We start from the raw sequence: 16,754 nt of genomic DNA on the forward strand, positions 1-16,754 counted from the left end.
TCCGTATTTTAATAAAGCCCCATGGAATCAGGATATGATAAAACCTGATTCCATGGGGTTTTTATATGCCTCAAAGGGACCCGCTGCAGGCGGAGGGTTCCTTTGCAACGCTCCTTTTTTACTGTATGCGGAACTGGCTGAGAAGATGATTTAAGGTTTTAGCCTGGTCGGACAGTTCCGTTGAGATAGCAGCGCTTTCTTCGGCAGCGTCAGAATTAGTCTGTACAACTCTGGAAACTTCTTTGATCCTGTTTTCCATGGAAGACATCATTTCTGCCTGCTGGACGCTGGCAAGGGAAATATCATCCATCAGAGTCTTGATAGACTGGATACATTCGCTGATAATCTGCATTGCGGAAATGGCCACATTTGTGGATTCCGTACCTGTTTTTACATCGTGAATGGACTGGCCGATCAGAGTGTTGGTATCTCTTGCAGCTTCGGCAGATTTGGATGCAAGGCTTCTGACTTCACCGGACACCACGGAAAATCCTTTTCCGGCAGTACCTGCACGGGCAGCTTCCACAGAAGCGTTCAGTGCAAGAATATTGGTCTGGAGAGCAATATCTTCAATGGTTTTTATGATGGTGCCGATCTGAGTTGAGGACTGGTCAATATTTTTGGTGGCCTCAATAAGCTGCTCCATCTTTGTATCTGCTTCGGCAGCATATCCTGTAGCCCTGTCTACCAGATCACTGGCATTTTCACAGCGGGCAGTGCTGCTTTGAATCTGTGCGGTAATATCTGTGACGTTTGATACAAGGCCGTCAATGGAAAGTTTCTGTTCCATACTGCCCTGAGACAGGGCCTGAGCGCCTGCGGACACCTGATTTGCACCGTTGTCTACCTTTTTTGCAATATTGGTAATATCGCGCATAACATTGGTAAGATGGGTGCGGATACTTTTCAGGCTTTCGGCCAGGACCCTGAAGTCACCGATATAGTAAGACTCGTTCAGAGAGACGTCCACAGCAATGTTTCCATCTGCCATTTCACCCAGAATCCGGCCTATATCGTCTATGGTTTTGCGCAGACAGTCACAGAGCTGATGTATGGTCTGGGCAATCAGTCCGATTTCGTCGGTTCTGCCGAAGAAAGGCTCCAGTTCCTGGTCGGCGGTAAGTTCCAGGCAGCCAAGGTGCCGGATGGCATGTTCCATTACCATAAGTTCCCGGCCCTCCCGGTACAGAATCAGCAGTGTGACAAGTATAACAACTGCCGCCACAACACCGCACAGGATACCCACAGTTGTGCGTACATCAGATACTTCACCGTAGACTTCCGATGCATTGTCCCGGACCATGAAAACCCAGTTCCGGTCTTTCAGATATTTGTAGACAACCAGCTGGCTGACGCCTTTTTCATCTTTATAAGAGTAGGTACCTGCCTGTGTGTCGCTGTTCTTTTCAATTCGCCGGAGAATTTCCTGATATCCTTTGTCAGTTGTTTCCGTGTTCAGAAGCGTTTCATCCGGATGATACAGATATGTGCCGGTGTCCACGTTTAAAAATGCATATTCACTGTGGGGCAGCCCTTCGATGTCCAGATTCAGCAGGGAATCCATCAGCCGGCTGGCGTAAACGCCGGCGCCCACATAGCCGATACAGTCCTGTTCATTAAAAAGAGGATAATACATGGAAAGAATCATGCTGCCGGTTCCCGGAGATTTCATGATGCCCAGGTTCGTGAGCTGAGGATCAGCCAGAATGGTATTCTGGAAGGTCTCCAGAGATTCGCCGGTTCGGGTGGTTATGCCGATGGCATCCTGAGAGGTATGAGTCAGGACATATGTGGATGGTGTTGCAATGTATAATCCTTCGAAAATCCCTTTGACAGAAGCAAAGTCTTCCGTGTACTTCTGTGCCTTCTGTAACAGTTCGGGATCTTCCGGATGTTCAAGAAGGCCTCGGACTTCACTGCTCAGAGCGAAAGCAGACATGTATTCTTCTGCGGAAGTTACATAGTCATTTATGATAGCAGCTCTTGATTCCACAGCGTCAGTCATCTGATTGGTAATGTTGCTTTTCACCATGGAGGCGACTCGGCCGGATACAATGAACCAGAGCAGAAGCATTCCTGAGAAAGTGATCATGGTAGTAATAATGCTGATACGTGTAGCGAGTTTTCGATTAGCCAGAAATTTCATAACATTCTCCCTGTAAAAAATAGATTAGCAATTATCAAATTTCTCCTGTATGTTCGGAGTGTATCGATTTTCCACCAATAATTTTATCATGACTGCCGCTGTTTTTCAAGAATCATATGGCCGAAAAGGCGGTTGAAAGTTCGTCTGTTTTTCCTGTAATAAGGCTGTATGCTGAACCGGAATTTCAATCTGAACAATATAATCTTCCATGCGGTCAATGACCGTTTCATTGATGCCTGTCTCATAGGAGTGGCCCAGAAGGGTCAGTCCTTTTTCACGGGCAAAATCCAGAATTTCCCCGTATTTTTCCGGAAGATGCTCCCAGTTTCCCCGAAAAAAAGCCCGGAGATACTTTCCGCCAGGACGGATGTGGAACCCTTCTTCCGGCAGAGGAAAGGGAAGCTCCACAAACAGGCTGGAATATTCCTCAAATTTCCCCTGATACAGATGCTCTGCAGGGAGCATGGAGCCATAGGAAGCGTCATGAAGACGGCGGAGGTGGTATTTTTGCGTTTCGGCAGTAATCAGTTCCACTTCTTCTTCAAAGGAAACCTGTCTGCTGATGTCTACGGTAATCAGGGGACATGGTTCCTTTTCCACAAATGTGATTTCAGACAAATCCATCTGCAGCAGCGTTGCCATGTTCTGCCGGTGATGGGACATTGTGTTTCGAAGTTCCTGCAGATGGGAGATATGGCGGTCAAGTTCCGTGATTTTCTCATCCAGAAGATGTTTCAGGCTGCGGGCAGAACGGTTTTTCATAAAATCCTGAATTTCGCTTACGGACACATCCAGTTCCCGCAGCAGCAGAATGGTTTCCAGAACAGAACTCTGATGGTAGCTGTAATAGCGGTAACCATTATGAGGACTGACTGCTGCAGGAGAAAACAGGCCGATTTCGTCATACCACATCAGTGTTTTTTTGTTAATGCCATGCATGGCTGCAAACTGCCCGATAGTGAGCATTTTATTTTTTTCATATTTCATGTAAATTCTCCTTGACTGTACAGTTACTGTACGGTTTATGATACAACATATGGAAAACAATTACAAGAGAACAGGAGAAGAATCTATGGAAAATCAAAATGCGTATCAGAAACCGGTAACACTGAAGAACATTCTGAAGTTTGCCGTCCCCACCATTGTTATGACTTTGTTTATGTCCTTTTATACCATGGTGGACGGGTTGTTTGTGTCCAATCTCATCGGTACTGCCGCATTGTCGGCCATCAATCTTACCGCGCCGGTGATTCAGTTTGTCACTGCTGTTTCCACCATGCTGGCCACAGGAGGCAGTGCGGTGATTATGAAGAAGATGGGAGAGCAGAAAGGAGAAGAGGCAAAGGAGGATTTTACTTCGCTGATTCTGGTAAACGTGGCCGTTGGCCTGACAATGTGGGCCCTGGGCTATCTGGCCATGGGACGTATATTCGGAGGCATGAATCTGTCGGCAGAAGTGGCAGAATACTGTACGGTATACCTGAAACATTATCTGATGTTTACCGTGCCCATTCTGCTGATGAACAATTTTACCCTTTACATGATTGCATGTGGGAAGGCAACGCTTTCACTGGTGTGCTCCGTGGCCGGGGGACTGCTGAACATGGCGCTGGATTTCTGCTTTATTGCAGTATTCCACATGGGAATCCGAGGAGCGGCCATTGCCACTGGCCTGGGATATTCTGTCACTGCAGTGGTGGGGCTTATGGTATTTAGCCGGAGAAAGAATCTGCTGCACTTTAAGAAGCCGGTATTCCGCTTCCAGGTGCTGAAAAATGCTGCTTCCAACGGCTGTTCGGAAATGGCCACCGCCATGGTTACGGGAATTGTTACTTTGATGTTTAACTGGACTATGTTAAAATATGTGGGGGAAGATGGAGTTGCAGCCATTACCATTATTATGTATGTGCTGATGTTTGCAAGTTCCCTTTATACAGGCTACTCTTATGGGGTGGCTCCCATGATCAGCTTTTATTATGGAGAAAAAAACCGGGAAAAGCTGCGGAAACTGACTGTGCTCAGTCTGAAAATAATCGGCGTATTGTCCCTGACCACGGTGGCATTCTCTCTGGCAGTGACCAGGCCTCTGGTATCAGTATTCGCCCGGCCGGATAATCCGGTGTATGACCTGGCAGTAACAGGAAACCGAATCTGCACAGCGGCTCTGCTTTTTATCGGATTTAATATTTTTGCCAGCGGAATGTTTACCGCGCTGTCCAATGGGGTGGTTTCTGCGGTTCTGGCATTTTCCCGCTCCTTTGTGTTTATGATGGCTGCCATGCTGGTGCTTCCGGCCCTTCTGGGTGTAAATGGCATCTGGCTGGCCACTCCGGCTGCGGAACTGATGGCCCTTGGGCTTTCTGCTTTCATGTTCTGGAGATACAGAGAAAGAAAAACCAATGAAAAAACTCGGAAAAGTTATGGAAAAAAGCAGCTATGATTATCTGACACTGGAGAATATTGGTTCTTTTTTGCTGAACCCGGTGACAGTCCTGGCATTGCTGCTGTTGCCGGCGTGCATTGCAGTCTATACCATGATTGATATCAGTGGGGTTATTTTCCTGCTGGATCAGTCCTGCCAGGGGAGACAGGCCAGTCTGAGACAGACTTTGCAGCAGGGTCTGTGATTCCAGGGAAATCATGTTGTAACCGGACGTCATATGTGCTAGAATAGAAAAATCACTGAAAAACGGAAACGGGAAAAACAGAGAAGATGACAGAAGGGAACAGGGATGAAACAGAATTTTTGGAAAAGATATACAGGGGATAAGGCGTTTTACCGGATGGTTCTGATGATTGTGGTGCCCATTATTATCCAGAATGGAATTACCAACTTTGTGAGTCTTCTGGATAATATTATGGTGGGGCAGGTAGGGACAGAGCAGATGAGCGGCGTTGCCATTGTAAACCAGTTTATGACGGTGTTCAATATCTGCATTTTCGGCGGTGTTTCCAGCGCCGGAATTTTTACCGCCCAGTATTATGGGCAGGGGAGCCAGGAAGGAGTACGCAATACCTTCCGGTTTAAGTTTATCATCTGTCTTCTGATGACGGTTTTTGCCATTGTGCTGTTTCTCACAGCCGGAGAAGAGCTGATTATGCTGTATCTTCATGAAGGCGCTCAGACCGGGGACATTGCCCGGACGCTGGAATACGGAAAAGAATATCTGGCGGTGATTATTTTCGGGATTGCGCCCTATGCCGTTTCCCAGACTTACGCCAGTACGTTGCGTGAGACAGGGGAGACCGTGCTGCCTATGAAGGCCGGAATTATTGCGGTTCTGGTAAATCTTCTGGGAAATTTCCTGCTGATTTTCGGAAATTTCGGGTTTCCGGCCCTGGGGGCTGTGGGTGCGGCTCTCGCGACGGATATTGCCAGAGTGGTGGAATGTGTGATACTGATGTGCTGGACTTACAGCCACCGGCAGGAGCATCCCTTTATTGAAGGGGCATTTCGCAGTTTGCGTATACCGAAGGAGCTGACGGTCAATATTATCCGAAAAGGAATTCCCATTATGCTCAATGAAATTGCCTGGTCTACCGGGCAGGCGTTTCTGATGCAGTGCTATTCGGTACGGGGCCTGTCTGTGGTGGCTGGACTGAATATTTCCAGTACCGTATCCAACCTGTTTAATGTGGTCTTTCTCTCCATCGGAGGGGCCATTGCAATTATTGTGGGACAGCTTCTGGGAGCCGGAAAAATGGAAGAAGCCAGAGATACAGACCGGAAACTGCTGTTTTTTACAGTTTCCACCTGTCTGGTGTGCGGAAGTCTGCTGGCATTGATTTCACCTTTCTTCCCGCTGATTTACAATACCTCCGGGGAAGTGCAGAGTCTTGCCACAGGGTTTATCCTGATTGCCGCAGGATGTATGCCTCTGTATGCGTTTATGCACGGCTGCTATTTTACCCTGCGTTCCGGCGGAAAGACCTGGATTACCGTATTGTTCGACAGCGTGTATGTGTGGGCAGTGGATATTCCCCTTGCGTTTGTGCTGGCGAATTTTACCGGACTTCCCATTGTGGTGGTGTATCTGAGCTGCCAGCTGATAGAGACGCTGAAATGTATTCTGGGTTACATACTGGTGAAAAAAGGAATCTGGCTGCAGAATATTGTTGCTGCCTGAAATTGAGGGCAGATTACAGAAAGAGGAATCTATTATGATTTACACAGGATTTGAACTGGCGTACCTGTTCTTTTTCTACAGCTTTATGGGCTGGTGCCTGGAAGTGGTCTATGCGGCTGTGGGCAGGAAAGAATTTGTAAACAGAGGATTTCTGAACGGAATGCTGTGCCCGGTGTATGGCTTCTCTATGGTATTTATGCTGGTGTTTATGGATTCTCTGAGAGAAGAGTGGTTTTATCTGTTTCTGGGCTGCATGATTGTGGGAACTGTCACGGAGTTGCTGACGGGGCTGCTGCTGGAAAAAGTATTTCATCTGCGGCTCTGGGATTATTCCGGACGCAGGTTTCAGGCCGGCGGATATATCTGCCTTGCGGCAGCAGCACTTTGGGGCGGTCTGGGTATATTTGTGATAAAATTTCTCAATCCCCTGCTGATGGGACTGCTGAAAACCATATCATATCTGCCGGGAATCCTGGTACTGTCATGTCTCTGGCTGATTCTGGCGGTGGATATCAGTATGACCGTTGGGGCGCTGCTTAAGATAAAAAGCCAGAATCATGCCATGTCAGAGATTGCAGAAGGGCTGAATCAGGCTTCCCGTTCTCTGCAGGCTGCAATTGTAAGACTGGTGGACAGGCGTATGAACCGGGCCTTTCCCGGAATGGAACAGAAAAAGGCGGAGACTGAGGAGGAAAAGCAGGAATTAATACGTCAGAAGACCATATTTGCCTATGGCTGCAGTTTTTATAAGGTGGTGTGGATTTTTTTCCTGGGGGCTTTTCTGGGCGCGCTGGTGGAAATGGTTTTCTGCCGGTTTACCATGGGCTGGTGGATGAGCAGAAGCAGCCTTGTTTACGGAACGTTCAGCCTGGTTTGGGGGATTGGCGTTGCCGGAGCTACCATTGTGCTGTATCGTTACCGAAATCAGGAGGACAGCCATATTTTTCTGGCGGGGACTCTGCTGGGCGGCGCTTATGAATATATCTGCAGCGTGTTTACCGAACTGGCTTTTGGAACGGTATTCTGGGACTACAGCGATATTCCCTTTAATCTGGGCGGCAGAATCAATCTTCTGTACTGCTTTTTCTGGGGAATTGCGGCATGGGTATGGATGAAACGTCTGTATCCTGTGATATCACGCTGTATTGAAAAGATTCCGCAAAAAGCCGGAAAGGTGCTGACCTGGGTGTTTCTGTTGTTTATGGCCTGGGATGTGAGCATTTCCGCACTGGCGCTGGCCCGCTATGGAGAACGGGCGCAGGGGATTCCTCCGGCCGGTGAACTGGCTGTGTGGCTGGATCAGGAATTTCCCGATGAGCGGATGAATCAGATATATCCCAGCGCGAAAACAACGGATGAGCTGGGACAGTAGCAGACAGAAGTCTGTTTCACAGAAAAACGAAGGATGAATGGAGACGGAATATGGAAGCAAAAGAGTATTTCAGTAAGAAAAAAAGAGTGGTTGTGAAAATTGGTTCGGCCTCTCTGCACCATGAGGCTACGGGCAGGCTGAATCTGGGGAAGGTGGAGCGCCTGGTGCGGGAACTCTGCGATATCCGCAACTGCGGGATGGATGTGTGTCTGGTGAGCTCCGGGGCCATTGCAGTGGGGCGCACTGCCATAGGCCTTGCAGAGCGGCCGGACAATATTTCCACCAAGCAGGCCTGTGCGGCGGTGGGGCAGGCCAGGCTTATGATGACCTACCAGAAATTATTTTCTGAATATCATCAGACTGCCGGGCAGATACTTATGACAAAAGGCACCATGCAGGACAATGTTTCCCGGAAAAATGCCCAGAATACCTTTGAAGAACTGTTTCGTCTCGGTATTATCCCCGTGGTCAATGAAAACGACACGATTTCCACCTATGAAATGCAGTTTGGCGATAATGATACCCTGTCTGCACTGGTAGCTTCTCTGGTGGGAGCGGATTTACTGATTCTGCTGTCTGATATTGACGGACTGTTTACCGATGATCCTCATAAAAATCCTTCTGCAGAGCTGATTTCCGTAGTGGACCGGCTGGATGAGAATATCATTTCCATGGCAAAGGGAACCACAGGGAGCGATGTGGGCACCGGAGGCATGGAGACAAAACTGACTGCGGCAAAGATTGCCACATGTTCCGGAGCAGATATGATTATTGCCAATGGAGCGGATGTAGGCGTACTTCATCGGATTTTTGAGGGGGATTTTGTGGGCACCCTGTTCCGGGAGCATCGGGACGAAGATTTTTATATAGCGGATTTTATTGAAAAGAGTCTGGAGTAGTGTGAGAATCATGGGATCAGGAAACGGAATCAGGTTATGGTGATTCCAGATTTTACGTCAGAAAGGAGAATACCATGGAACAGAGCAAAATAGACCGGATCAATGTGCTGGCCCAAAAATCAAAGGCGGAGGGCCTGACAGAGGCGGAAAAGAAAGAGCAGGATCTGCTGCGGAAAGAATATATTGCAAATATCAGGCGGAACCTGCGTGCCCAGCTGGACAGCATTGACGTGGTAAATCCGGATGGAACCACAGAAAATCTGGGTGAGAAATATGGAAACAAAGAAGCAAATTAGAAGCAGGCTCCGGCAGCGCCGGGAGAGGCTGTCTTTGGAGCAGATGGGGAGTCTGTCAGCAGAAATCTGCCGGAAACTGGAGGAACAGCCATGGTTTTTCCAGGCGGAAACCATCTGCTTTTATTATCCCCTGGGAACTGAGACGAACCTGCTGCCCCTGGCAGAAAAAGCGCTGGCTCTGGGAAAAACAGCCGCATTTCCCAGGGTGGAAGGAAAAGAAATGGAATTTTACAAAGCTGCCTCACTGGAAGAGTTTCAGGAAGGCAGCTTTCATGTAATGGAACCGGTGAGCGAAATCCCTGCAGCAGAGCCGGGGAGGACAGTGCTGGTGCCGGGTCTGGGATTTGACCGCAGGGGAAACCGCATGGGGTACGGGGGAGGATATTATGACCGTTATTTTGCCAGATATCCGGAATGCTTTAAAATCGGAATTGCATATGAGGTTCAGCTTGTGGAAGGGCTGGAACCGGAACCCCATGACATATCCATGGATGCAGTAGTGACGGAGCGGGGCGTTTATTTTTGCAGGCAGTGAAAAAACGGGGATTTTTACTGCAGATATCCGTCTTTTACAATATCTTTCACAGTTTCTGTGGGAATTTCAAAAGTAACCACGCCCATATAACCGGGGGCTACCTGATATTCGTCAAAGACAATCATCAGTTTTCCGGATTCACTGATATAAAAGCTGGCAGTATCGGATAATTCTGTGAAGTTCCATTCCGGCACATCACTGTCCACCCAGTAGGTTTTTGTTTCGTCCTGAGCCATCTGGTCTTTCATCTGCTGTCTGATATTTTCAGTGATGGGAGTTTTATAATCGGCACCGTCCTGAAACAGATCTTTCAGGGTAATCATGTTACCGGTCTGTTTGTCAATATGATAGATTTTTTCCATCTGAGCGGCGCCTGCCATGGTAATGGTCTGGTGGAACCGCAGAGAGAAGAGCCTGTCATTGTCAGTTGCCACTTCATAGTCCAGATTTACAGCCTGAGTGCCTTCCCCGCCGGCGGCTTTCAGGTCTGCCTCATAAGCCGCAATGATCGCATCGGTATAAGCCTGAATATTGTCATTCAGTTCCTGTGTGGCGTCTTTCAGTATTTCTCCGTCTTTGTTTTCCACCTGGACTTCCGGCACTTTGATATTGGCTTCCATCCGGTTTTCCTGATGCTCATATTCCCGGAAGGTAACGATTTTCACAATGGCTCCAAGGATTGGAATCTGTTCCATGGCGTGGGCAATGGTGGGACCGGAATTGGCCAGTACAACCAGAATAAGGGCTGCTGCAGCAATTCCTGTGGCTGCTCTGGCAAAAGGAAACCGGAAAATGGAGGATTTCTTCCGGCAGGTATCCGTCTGTTCTGGCAGATTGTCTGCGGCATCTTTTTTGGCCTGTGCAATGGCGGCTTCCACCTGATTCTTTAACGTGTCCGGAACTTTAATGTTCTGATAATCCTGTCTGATCTGGTCTAAATTATGATTCATGGCAGAGTTCTCCTTCCGTGAGTTTGATTTTCATTTTTTTCAGGCTGCGGTATAACATGCTTTTGACGGTATTTACGTTTTCTTCCAGCACGTCGGCGATTTCCTGGAGTTTTCGGTCCTCAAAATAGCGCAGAACCACCACTGCCCGTTCCTTTTCGTTCAGTACATCCAGGGCGTCGATGGTGTCGAAGTCGGGATATATGTCTTCTTTTCCCTGTTCCTGCGGAAATTCAGAAAAGGTTTCCCGCTGTCTTTCCCGGAGGACTTCCAGGGAAGTATTGATGACGATGCGCCAGAGCCAGGTCCGGATATAAGATTCATTCCGAACGGAAGAGGCATTCCGTATGGCTTTGTAAGCGCTTTCCTGCACAATATCCATGGCGTCGGATTCGTTTTTTACATAAGTGAAAGCCAGGCGGTACAGGGAATTGTAAGAGGTCAGCAGCTCCTGTTCTACCAGCTGCTGCATCTTTGGTGTATTCATGTTGTATTCTCCTTTCCGGTTGTTATAGATTAGACGGGGCGGGGCCATGGAAAGTTTCATAACAGTCCCGATTATTTTTCTGATGCAGAATTTCAGAAAGTATAAAAATTTCTTCTGTCAGGAATGACAAAAGGAGCGGAACTTGTTATACTGTTATGGTAAATGGAAAATTTATCTGTTCTTTTCAGCAGAATAACAGAGAAAGGCCTGAAGTGAAAGGAAATATTCCGGAGGACGAAAGGGAAAAAGGAAATTATTTCAGCAGGCGGAGTAATAAGGCAGTGAAAAAGGTGACAGAACGGAGGAATAATATGAATCTTACACTGGAACAGGTTGGAAAAAATGCAAAAAAGGCGGAGGCAGTGCTGCGCACACTGTCTGTCGGCCGGAAAAATAAAGCTCTGACCACGGGGGCAGATTATCTGATGGCAAATATGAAAATACTTCTGGAGGCCAACCATGCAGATGTGGAGCGGGCCAGAGAAAACGGAATGGCCCCTGGCCTTGTGGATCGCCTGCTTCTGACAGAGGCCAGGATTGCCCAGATGGCAGAAGGGCTGCGGCAGATTGCAGGCCTGGAGGACCCTGTGGGAGAAGTGCTGTCCATGAAACAGCGCCCTAACGGGCTGCTGATTGGCCAGAAGCGGGTGCCTCTGGGGGTAATCGGCATTATTTATGAATCCAGGCCCAATGTGACAGCAGATGCGTTCGGCCTGTGCTTTAAGGCGGGGAATGTGGTAATTCTCCGGGGCGGGAAAGATGCGCTGCATTCCAACAATGCAATTACCATGACGTTGCAGGAGGCTCTGACAAAATGCGAGCTTCCCTCAGATGCCATTCAGCTTATTACAGATACCAGCCACGAAACAGCGGCAGAGTTTATGAAACTGAACCGGTATGTGGATGTACTGATTCCCCGGGGCGGGGCCGGACTGATTCGGACCGTGGTGGAGCAGGCAACGGTACCTGTTATTGAAACCGGAACCGGCAATTGCCACATTTATGTGGATGAATTTGCTGATATTGCCATGGCGGTGGATATTATTTATAATGCAAAAACCCAGAGAATCGGTGTATGCAACGCCTGCGAATCCCTGGTGATACATGAGAAGATAAAGGATGTCTTGCTCCCTGAACTGGTGAAGCGGTTGGAAGAAAAGCAGGTGGAACTGCGGGGGGATGAAGAGAGCCGGAAAACCTGCAGCAGTATCCTGCCTGCAAAGGAGGAAGACTGGGGCATGGAATATCTGGATTATATTCTTTCTGTAAAAACCGTATCTTCCATAGATGAGGCCATTGCCCATATCAATCAGTACAATACCGGACATTCTGAGGCTATCATTACCAGAGACTATGATCATTCCCGGAAATTTCTGGAAGAGGTGGACGCAGCGGCAGTGTATGTCAACGCCTCCACACGGTTTACAGACGGTTTTGAATTTGGCTTTGGGGGCGAAATCGGTATCAGCACCCAGAAGCTCCATGCAAGAGGGCCCATGGGCCTGAAAGAACTGACAGGTACGAAATATATTATTTATGGAAACGGTCAGATAAGGCCGTAAAAGCAAACAGGAAACAGAGGTACTGCAATCCGGTATCTGTGTTCCATTAACGTAAAGGAAGAAAAAATGAAAGTGACATTTGAACTGATATCAGAACCTCAGATTAACCGGGAACTGTTCCGGCATTTTAACCGTTATCAGGAAGTGAAACGTTGCTGGCGGAAAGAAGAGGACGGCTGGAAACTGAAAGAGATTGCCTTTGTGGAACAGTGGAACGAAGAGGAATATGAATTTCTGGTGAAATGCCTGAAGAATACCGCCAACACAGGCGGATTTGTAATTGGATGTTTTGAAGACGGAAAACTGACGGGATTTGCTTCGGTGGAGCATGAGCGGTTTGGCGCCCGGGAACAGTATGTACAGCTTTCCTGCATTCACATTTCCTGTGAGGCCAGAGGCAGGGGGTATGGAAAAAAACTGTTTCAGTATGCAGCTCAGGCAGGAAAGAAGCTGGGTGCGGAAAAACTGTACATATCGGCCCATTCATCAGAAGAAACCCAGGCATTTTACCATGCCCTGGGCTGTGTGGAGGCAAAAGAGTATAATCAGAAGCTGTTTGAAGCGGAGCCCTGTGACTGCCAGCTGGAATATGGACTGTAACGGTTATTCAGTTTTTTATAGTGATTTTCCTGCCAGTACCTCCTGGTAGTCCCGGTAATTTTCGGCCAGAAGTGCCGGAGTGTCCAGCCCGTACGGACAGTGAGCGCTGCACTGGTTGCAGTGAATACAGTCTTCGATTTTTTTCATTTTTTCCTGAACTTCCGGAATAAGCTGCAGTTGGGAGGGAGAACGTCTGAGCAGCAGGGACATTCTGGCACAGTTGTTGATTTCAATTCCGGCAGGGCAGGTGGGAACACAGTAGCCGCAGCCCCGGCAGAAGTTTCCGGCAAGCTGTTCCCGGTCCCGGACCATCAGTTCGGAGAGCTCCGGTGTGAGCACAGGAGGCTGGTCCATATAACGGATAAATTCATCCAGTTCGGATTCCCGCTGGATACCCCAGATGGGAAGTACATTATCGTATTGGGCCTGAAAGGCGTAAGCGGCAGCGGAGTTGGTAATCAGGCCTCCGGACAGTGCTTTCATGGAAATAAATCCGATGTTTTCCTTCCGGCAGCGGTTTACGATTTCCTTTTCTTTCTCGGTGGAAAGATAGGAGAAAGGAAACTGCAGTGTTTCGTACAGGCCGCTGTCAATGGCCTCATGGGCAACTTTCAGACGGTGGTTGCTGATACCGATGTGGCGGATTTTCCCCTGATTCCTGGCTTCTTCCATGGCTTCGTACAGTCCGGAACCGTCTCCTGGTTTCGGACAGAAAGAAGGGTTGTGAAACTGATAAATATCAATGTAATCTGTTTTCAGCAGTGTCAGGCTGGTGTGCAGATCTTTCCGGAATTCTTCTGCATTCTGCGCCCCGGTCTTAGTGGCAATATAAATGCTGCTCCGGACGGAAGAAAGGGCTTTTCCGATTTTGGCCTCACTGTCCGTATAGAACCGGGCGGTATCAAAAAATCGAATACCTGCATCGTATGCTTTTTTCAGCAGCTTTCCGGATTCTTCCATGGAAATGCGCTGAATGGGAAGGGCGCCGAATCCGTTTTTGTTTACGGTAATTCCTGTTTTTCCAAGAGTAACAGTCGTATTCATAGTCATCTCACCTTTCTGAATGTCTGTTCAAAATCCCTGTCCTGATTTCAGGATGAAATCTGACACTTTTCCAGTATTCTATCACGAGAGTTTCAGAAATACAAGACGCAGGAAAAATAACAGGCGTGGAGAGGATATCCGGGTGGACGGAATTTTCATAATGCCGCCTGCTAAAGCAAAATAATCAGAGACGCATATATTAATAGAAAAAGAGAAGCATATGGACAGAGTAAGAAAGATTATCAATGCCGGGCAGGCCTGGGAAAAAGGCTATTACGGAGAAGAAGTCGGCGTTGCAGTTCTGGATACCGGAATTTATCCCCACCCGGATTTTGAACACAGAATCGTCTGTTTTCGGGATTACGTCAGAGGAAGGAACTCTCTTTATGATGATAATGGTCATGGCACCCACATAGCCGGGATTATCGGCGGCGACGGTGGGATTTCCAATGGAAAATATATGGGGCTTGCGCCCCGCTGTCACTTTATTATTCTGAAAATACTGGATTACAGAGGAAATGGAAATACAGAGCATGTGGTACGGGCCATTGACTGGCTGGTGGAGAACAGAAGGACTTACCGCATCCGGATTGTGAATATTTCCATTGGCATGGTACTTCATGCGGAGAGCAGGGAGCGGATTCGTCTTCTGCAGGCAGTGGAATATGCCTGGGATAACGATCTGGTGGTAGTGGCCGCTGCCGGAAATAACGGTCCCGGCGAAAACAGCATTACCGTGCCGGGTATCTGCCGGAAAATTATTACAGCGGGCTGTTTTGATGATACCAGGGAGCAGATAGGAAAATCTCCTTTAAAGCCTGACTATTCCGGCCAGGGCCCCACGGACCATTGTGTGGTGAAACCGGAACTGGTGCTTCCGGGTACAAATGTCACAAGCTGCGGGGTTTATCCTGCCATGTATACCCAAAAGAGCGGCACTTCCATGGCGGCGCCCATGGTAAGCGGAAGTATCGCGCTGCTTCTTGGCAAATATCCCCATTTTTCTCCCGCAGATGTGAAGCTGCGCCTGTACCAGCGGACCGTGGACCTGGGCCTGCCTCTGTCGAAACAGGGCTGGGGAATGGTAGACATTGGGAAATTATTGTGTTAAAATGTCACCAGTGTATCATGGCGGGAAAGGCGTTTTTTACAGACTTTCCGGAAGGGGCCGTGACGAGAGGTGATTGAATGAAGAAAGTTAAGAAATTTTTGCTGGGGAGAGCAACCATAGTAGCCATAGCCATTTTACTTCAGCTGTGCTGGCTGCTGTCATTTCTGTATGGTTTCCGGATGCGTTATACCTTTTTAAATACAATTCTGGATATTGGCGCCGTGTTTGTGGTGCTGGTCATTGTAAATAAAAGAAGTAATCTGTCCTATAAAATTGCCTGGACAGTTGTAATTCTGGCGGTACCCATCGTAGGTCTGCTGGTCTATTTTATTTTTGGGCGGTCAGAGCTGACTAGGCCCACCAGAAAGCGTATGGAAGCCGTTAATTTTGAAATTGAACAGAGTCTGCCGAAGCATCAGGATTTGCTGGAAGAACTGAAAGAACAGGATTTGTCTGTTTACCGGCAGTCAAAATATGTCAGTGAATGGGCAGGGTATCCTGTTTATAAAAATACGGAGACAAAATATTATTCCTCCGGTGAGGAAATGTTTCCGGATATGCTGAAAGCCCTGGAGGAGGCAAAGCATTTTATTTTCATGGAATACTTCATTGTGGAAGAGGGCTATATGTTCGGAAAAATTCTGGATATTTTAAAGGAGAAGGCAGCTCAGGGACTGGATGTACGTTTTATTTATGATGATTTCGGGTGTGTGACCACCCTTCCGGAAAAATACTATCAGCAGATGCAGGAATGGGGCATAAAGTGCGTCCGGTTTAATCCGCTGTATCCCATAATGTCTGTGGTTATGAACAACCGGGACCATCGGAAAATTCTGGTGGCGGACGGCAAGGTGGGCTTTACAGGAGGCATCAATCTGGCAGATGAATATGTGAATAAAGTAAAAAGATTTGGTTACTGGAAAGATACGGGGCTTCGTCTGGAGGGGGAAGGAGTCTGGAGCTTTACGGTGATGTTCCTGGAAATGTGGGATTATATTACCAGGAGCCGGGAACAGAACCTGGAACAGTTCCGGCCCTCCAGTTATCAGACCAGGACCTGGAAAACAGACGGATATGTGCAGCCCTACACGGACAGTCCCCTGGACCATGAAAATGTGGGGGAAAATATTTATATGAATATTATTAACCGGGCCAGAAAATATGTCTATATTTTTACGCCTTATCTGATTCCCGATGACGAAATATTAAAGGCTCTGCAGAATACGGCAAAAAGCGGCGTGGATGTCAGGATTCTGATGCCTGGAATCCCCGATAAACAGATTGTATACTGGATCAGCCAGTCCTATTATGAGCCTCTTCTGGAATGCGGTGTAAGGATTTATCAGTTTAATCCGGGATTTCTCCATGCAAAATGTTTTGTGTGTGACGATGAAGTGGCTGTTGTGGGAAGCGTAAATCTGGATTACCGCAGCCTGTACCTGCATTTTGAGTGCGGCGTCTGGATGTATCGGACCAGGGCAGTCATACAGGTAAAAGAGGATATACAAAGAACCATGGAACAATCAGAAGAAATCAATCTGGAGTTCTGCCGGAAACGCCCGGCAGCCATCCGGACGTTACAGGGTGTGATGCGTCTGTTTGCCCCGCTGCTGTAAAGCAGCGGGGAA

Annotated in this window: 16 protein-coding genes; 11 read left to right on the forward strand and 5 right to left on the reverse strand. The window is 48.0% G+C overall.

Translation table 11 applies throughout. The features are described from left to right. Positions 1-118 precede the first annotated feature (118 nt). Together C805_RS13310 and C805_RS13315 are read right to left on the reverse strand one after the other, a co-directional pair. Positions 119-2,146 (reverse strand): methyl-accepting chemotaxis protein, encoded by a 2,028-nt coding sequence (locus C805_RS13310; protein WP_016214388.1) that lies wholly within the window; start codon positions 2,144-2,146, stop codon positions 119-121. Positions 2,147-2,251: 105 nt separating this feature from the next. Further along, the gene (locus tag C805_RS13315; protein ID WP_016214389.1) at positions 2,252-3,133 is read right to left on the reverse strand and encodes a MerR family transcriptional regulator; all 882 of its coding nucleotides are present in this window, start codon (positions 3,131-3,133) and stop codon (positions 2,252-2,254) included. Positions 3,134-3,218: 85 nt separating this feature from the next. Between C805_RS13315 and C805_RS13320 the strand changes: the two genes are divergently transcribed. The 7 genes from C805_RS13320 to C805_RS13350 all read left to right on the forward strand — a co-directional run bounded on the left by C805_RS13320 (position 3,219) and on the right by C805_RS13350 (position 9,375). Next, entirely contained in the window at positions 3,219-4,586 is a 1,368-nt protein-coding gene (locus tag C805_RS13320) for an MATE family efflux transporter (protein WP_016214390.1), read from the forward strand. Continuing rightward, positions 4,546-4,773 carry a glycerophosphoryl diester phosphodiesterase membrane domain-containing protein gene (locus C805_RS13325; RefSeq protein WP_022751070.1) on the forward strand — a complete coding sequence of 76 codons (228 nt, stop codon included), beginning with the start codon at positions 4,546-4,548 and terminating at the stop codon, positions 4,771-4,773. The genes C805_RS13320 and C805_RS13325 overlap by 41 nt, the downstream gene beginning before the upstream one ends. Before the next feature lie 105 nt (positions 4,774-4,878). Further along, complete coding sequence (locus C805_RS13330; RefSeq protein ID WP_016214392.1) at positions 4,879-6,273, forward strand: MATE family efflux transporter; 1,395 nt, start codon at positions 4,879-4,881, stop codon at positions 6,271-6,273. Between the two features lie 34 nt (positions 6,274-6,307). Then, entirely contained in the window at positions 6,308-7,645 is a 1,338-nt protein-coding gene (locus C805_RS13335; RefSeq protein WP_016214393.1) for a putative ABC transporter permease, read from the forward strand. 50 nt (positions 7,646-7,695) lie between these two features. Further along, complete coding sequence (gene proB / locus C805_RS13340) at positions 7,696-8,544, forward strand: glutamate 5-kinase (RefSeq protein WP_016214394.1); 849 nt, start codon at positions 7,696-7,698, stop codon at positions 8,542-8,544. A 74-nt stretch (positions 8,545-8,618) separates the two neighbouring features. Next, positions 8,619-8,840 carry a DUF896 domain-containing protein gene (locus C805_RS13345; RefSeq protein ID WP_016214395.1) on the forward strand — a complete coding sequence of 74 codons (222 nt, stop codon included), beginning with the start codon at positions 8,619-8,621 and terminating at the stop codon, positions 8,838-8,840. Beyond that, positions 8,818-9,375 carry a 5-formyltetrahydrofolate cyclo-ligase gene (locus C805_RS13350; RefSeq protein ID WP_196811063.1) on the forward strand — a complete coding sequence of 186 codons (558 nt, stop codon included), beginning with the start codon at positions 8,818-8,820 and terminating at the stop codon, positions 9,373-9,375. Before C805_RS13345 ends, C805_RS13350 begins: the two co-directional genes overlap by 23 nt. 14 nt (positions 9,376-9,389) lie before the next feature. Here C805_RS13350 and C805_RS13355 read toward each other — a convergent pair whose 3' ends face one another. Continuing rightward, a complete protein-coding gene (locus C805_RS13355; RefSeq protein WP_016214397.1) occupies positions 9,390-10,325 on the reverse strand; it encodes an anti-sigma-V factor RsiV in 936 nt (311 codons plus the stop codon). After that, on the reverse strand, positions 10,315-10,809 hold the full coding sequence (locus C805_RS13360) for a sigma-70 family RNA polymerase sigma factor (protein ID WP_016214398.1): 495 nt from the start codon (positions 10,807-10,809) through the stop codon (positions 10,315-10,317). The genes C805_RS13355 and C805_RS13360 overlap by 11 nt, the downstream gene beginning before the upstream one ends. Before the next feature lie 311 nt (positions 10,810-11,120). Here C805_RS13360 and C805_RS13365 point away from each other — a divergent pair, with 311 nt between their 5' ends. Continuing rightward, positions 11,121-12,371, forward strand: coding sequence for a glutamate-5-semialdehyde dehydrogenase (locus C805_RS13365; RefSeq protein ID WP_031201023.1), 1,251 nt, complete (start codon positions 11,121-11,123; stop codon positions 12,369-12,371). A gap of 66 nt (positions 12,372-12,437) precedes the next feature. Then, complete coding sequence (locus C805_RS13370) at positions 12,438-12,971, forward strand: GNAT family N-acetyltransferase (protein WP_016214400.1); 534 nt, start codon at positions 12,438-12,440, stop codon at positions 12,969-12,971. 15 nt (positions 12,972-12,986) lie between these two features. On the opposite strand, the gene C805_RS13375 is transcribed toward C805_RS13370, so the two are convergent. Further along, positions 12,987-14,015 (reverse strand): aldo/keto reductase, encoded by a 1,029-nt coding sequence (locus tag C805_RS13375; RefSeq protein ID WP_016214401.1) that lies wholly within the window; start codon positions 14,013-14,015, stop codon positions 12,987-12,989. A 220-nt stretch (positions 14,016-14,235) separates the two neighbouring features. On the opposite strand from C805_RS13375, the gene C805_RS13380 reads away from it, so the two are divergent. Together C805_RS13380 and cls are read left to right on the forward strand one after the other, a co-directional pair. Beyond that, positions 14,236-15,126, forward strand: coding sequence for a S8 family peptidase (locus C805_RS13380; RefSeq protein WP_016214402.1), 891 nt, complete (start codon positions 14,236-14,238; stop codon positions 15,124-15,126). A 77-nt stretch (positions 15,127-15,203) separates the two neighbouring features. Then, positions 15,204-16,742: a cardiolipin synthase gene (cls, locus tag C805_RS13385; protein ID WP_016214403.1), complete on the forward strand. Its 1,539-nt coding sequence runs from the start codon at positions 15,204-15,206 to the stop codon at positions 16,740-16,742. The last annotated feature ends 12 nt before the right edge of the window (positions 16,743-16,754 follow it).

Source organism: Eubacterium sp. 14-2, from assembly GCF_000403845.2.
Taxonomy (GTDB): Bacteria; Bacillota; Clostridia; order Lachnospirales; family Lachnospiraceae; genus Petralouisia.

Bases quoted from the DNA above. Each gene is read 5' to 3' on its own strand.
- C805_RS13375 (WP_016214401.1), bottom strand. From the start codon at position 14,015: ATGAATACGACTGTTACTCTTGGAAAAACAGGAATTACCGTAAACAAA.
- cls (WP_016214403.1), top strand. From the start codon at position 15,204: ATGAAGAAAGTTAAGAAATTTTTGCTGGGGAGAGCAACCATAGTAGCC.
- C805_RS13345 (WP_016214395.1), top strand. From the start codon at position 8,619: ATGGAACAGAGCAAAATAGACCGGATCAATGTGCTGGCCCAAAAATCA.
- C805_RS13330 (WP_016214392.1), top strand. From the start codon at position 4,879: ATGAAACAGAATTTTTGGAAAAGATATACAGGGGATAAGGCGTTTTAC.
- C805_RS13335 (WP_016214393.1), top strand. From the start codon at position 6,308: ATGATTTACACAGGATTTGAACTGGCGTACCTGTTCTTTTTCTACAGC.
- C805_RS13320 (WP_016214390.1), top strand. From the start codon at position 3,219: ATGGAAAATCAAAATGCGTATCAGAAACCGGTAACACTGAAGAACATT.
- C805_RS13370 (WP_016214400.1), top strand. From the start codon at position 12,438: ATGAAAGTGACATTTGAACTGATATCAGAACCTCAGATTAACCGGGAA.
- C805_RS13360 (WP_016214398.1), bottom strand. From the start codon at position 10,809: ATGAATACACCAAAGATGCAGCAGCTGGTAGAACAGGAGCTGCTGACC.
- C805_RS13315 (WP_016214389.1), bottom strand. From the start codon at position 3,133: ATGAAATATGAAAAAAATAAAATGCTCACTATCGGGCAGTTTGCAGCC.
- C805_RS13365 (WP_031201023.1), top strand. From the start codon at position 11,121: ATGAATCTTACACTGGAACAGGTTGGAAAAAATGCAAAAAAGGCGGAG.
- C805_RS13310 (WP_016214388.1), bottom strand. From the start codon at position 2,146: ATGAAATTTCTGGCTAATCGAAAACTCGCTACACGTATCAGCATTATT.
- C805_RS13380 (WP_016214402.1), top strand. From the start codon at position 14,236: ATGGACAGAGTAAGAAAGATTATCAATGCCGGGCAGGCCTGGGAAAAA.
- C805_RS13350 (WP_196811063.1), top strand. From the start codon at position 8,818: ATGGAAACAAAGAAGCAAATTAGAAGCAGGCTCCGGCAGCGCCGGGAG.
- proB (WP_016214394.1), top strand. From the start codon at position 7,696: ATGGAAGCAAAAGAGTATTTCAGTAAGAAAAAAAGAGTGGTTGTGAAA.
- C805_RS13355 (WP_016214397.1), bottom strand. From the start codon at position 10,325: ATGAATCATAATTTAGACCAGATCAGACAGGATTATCAGAACATTAAA.
- C805_RS13325 (WP_022751070.1), top strand. From the start codon at position 4,546: ATGAAAAAACTCGGAAAAGTTATGGAAAAAAGCAGCTATGATTATCTG.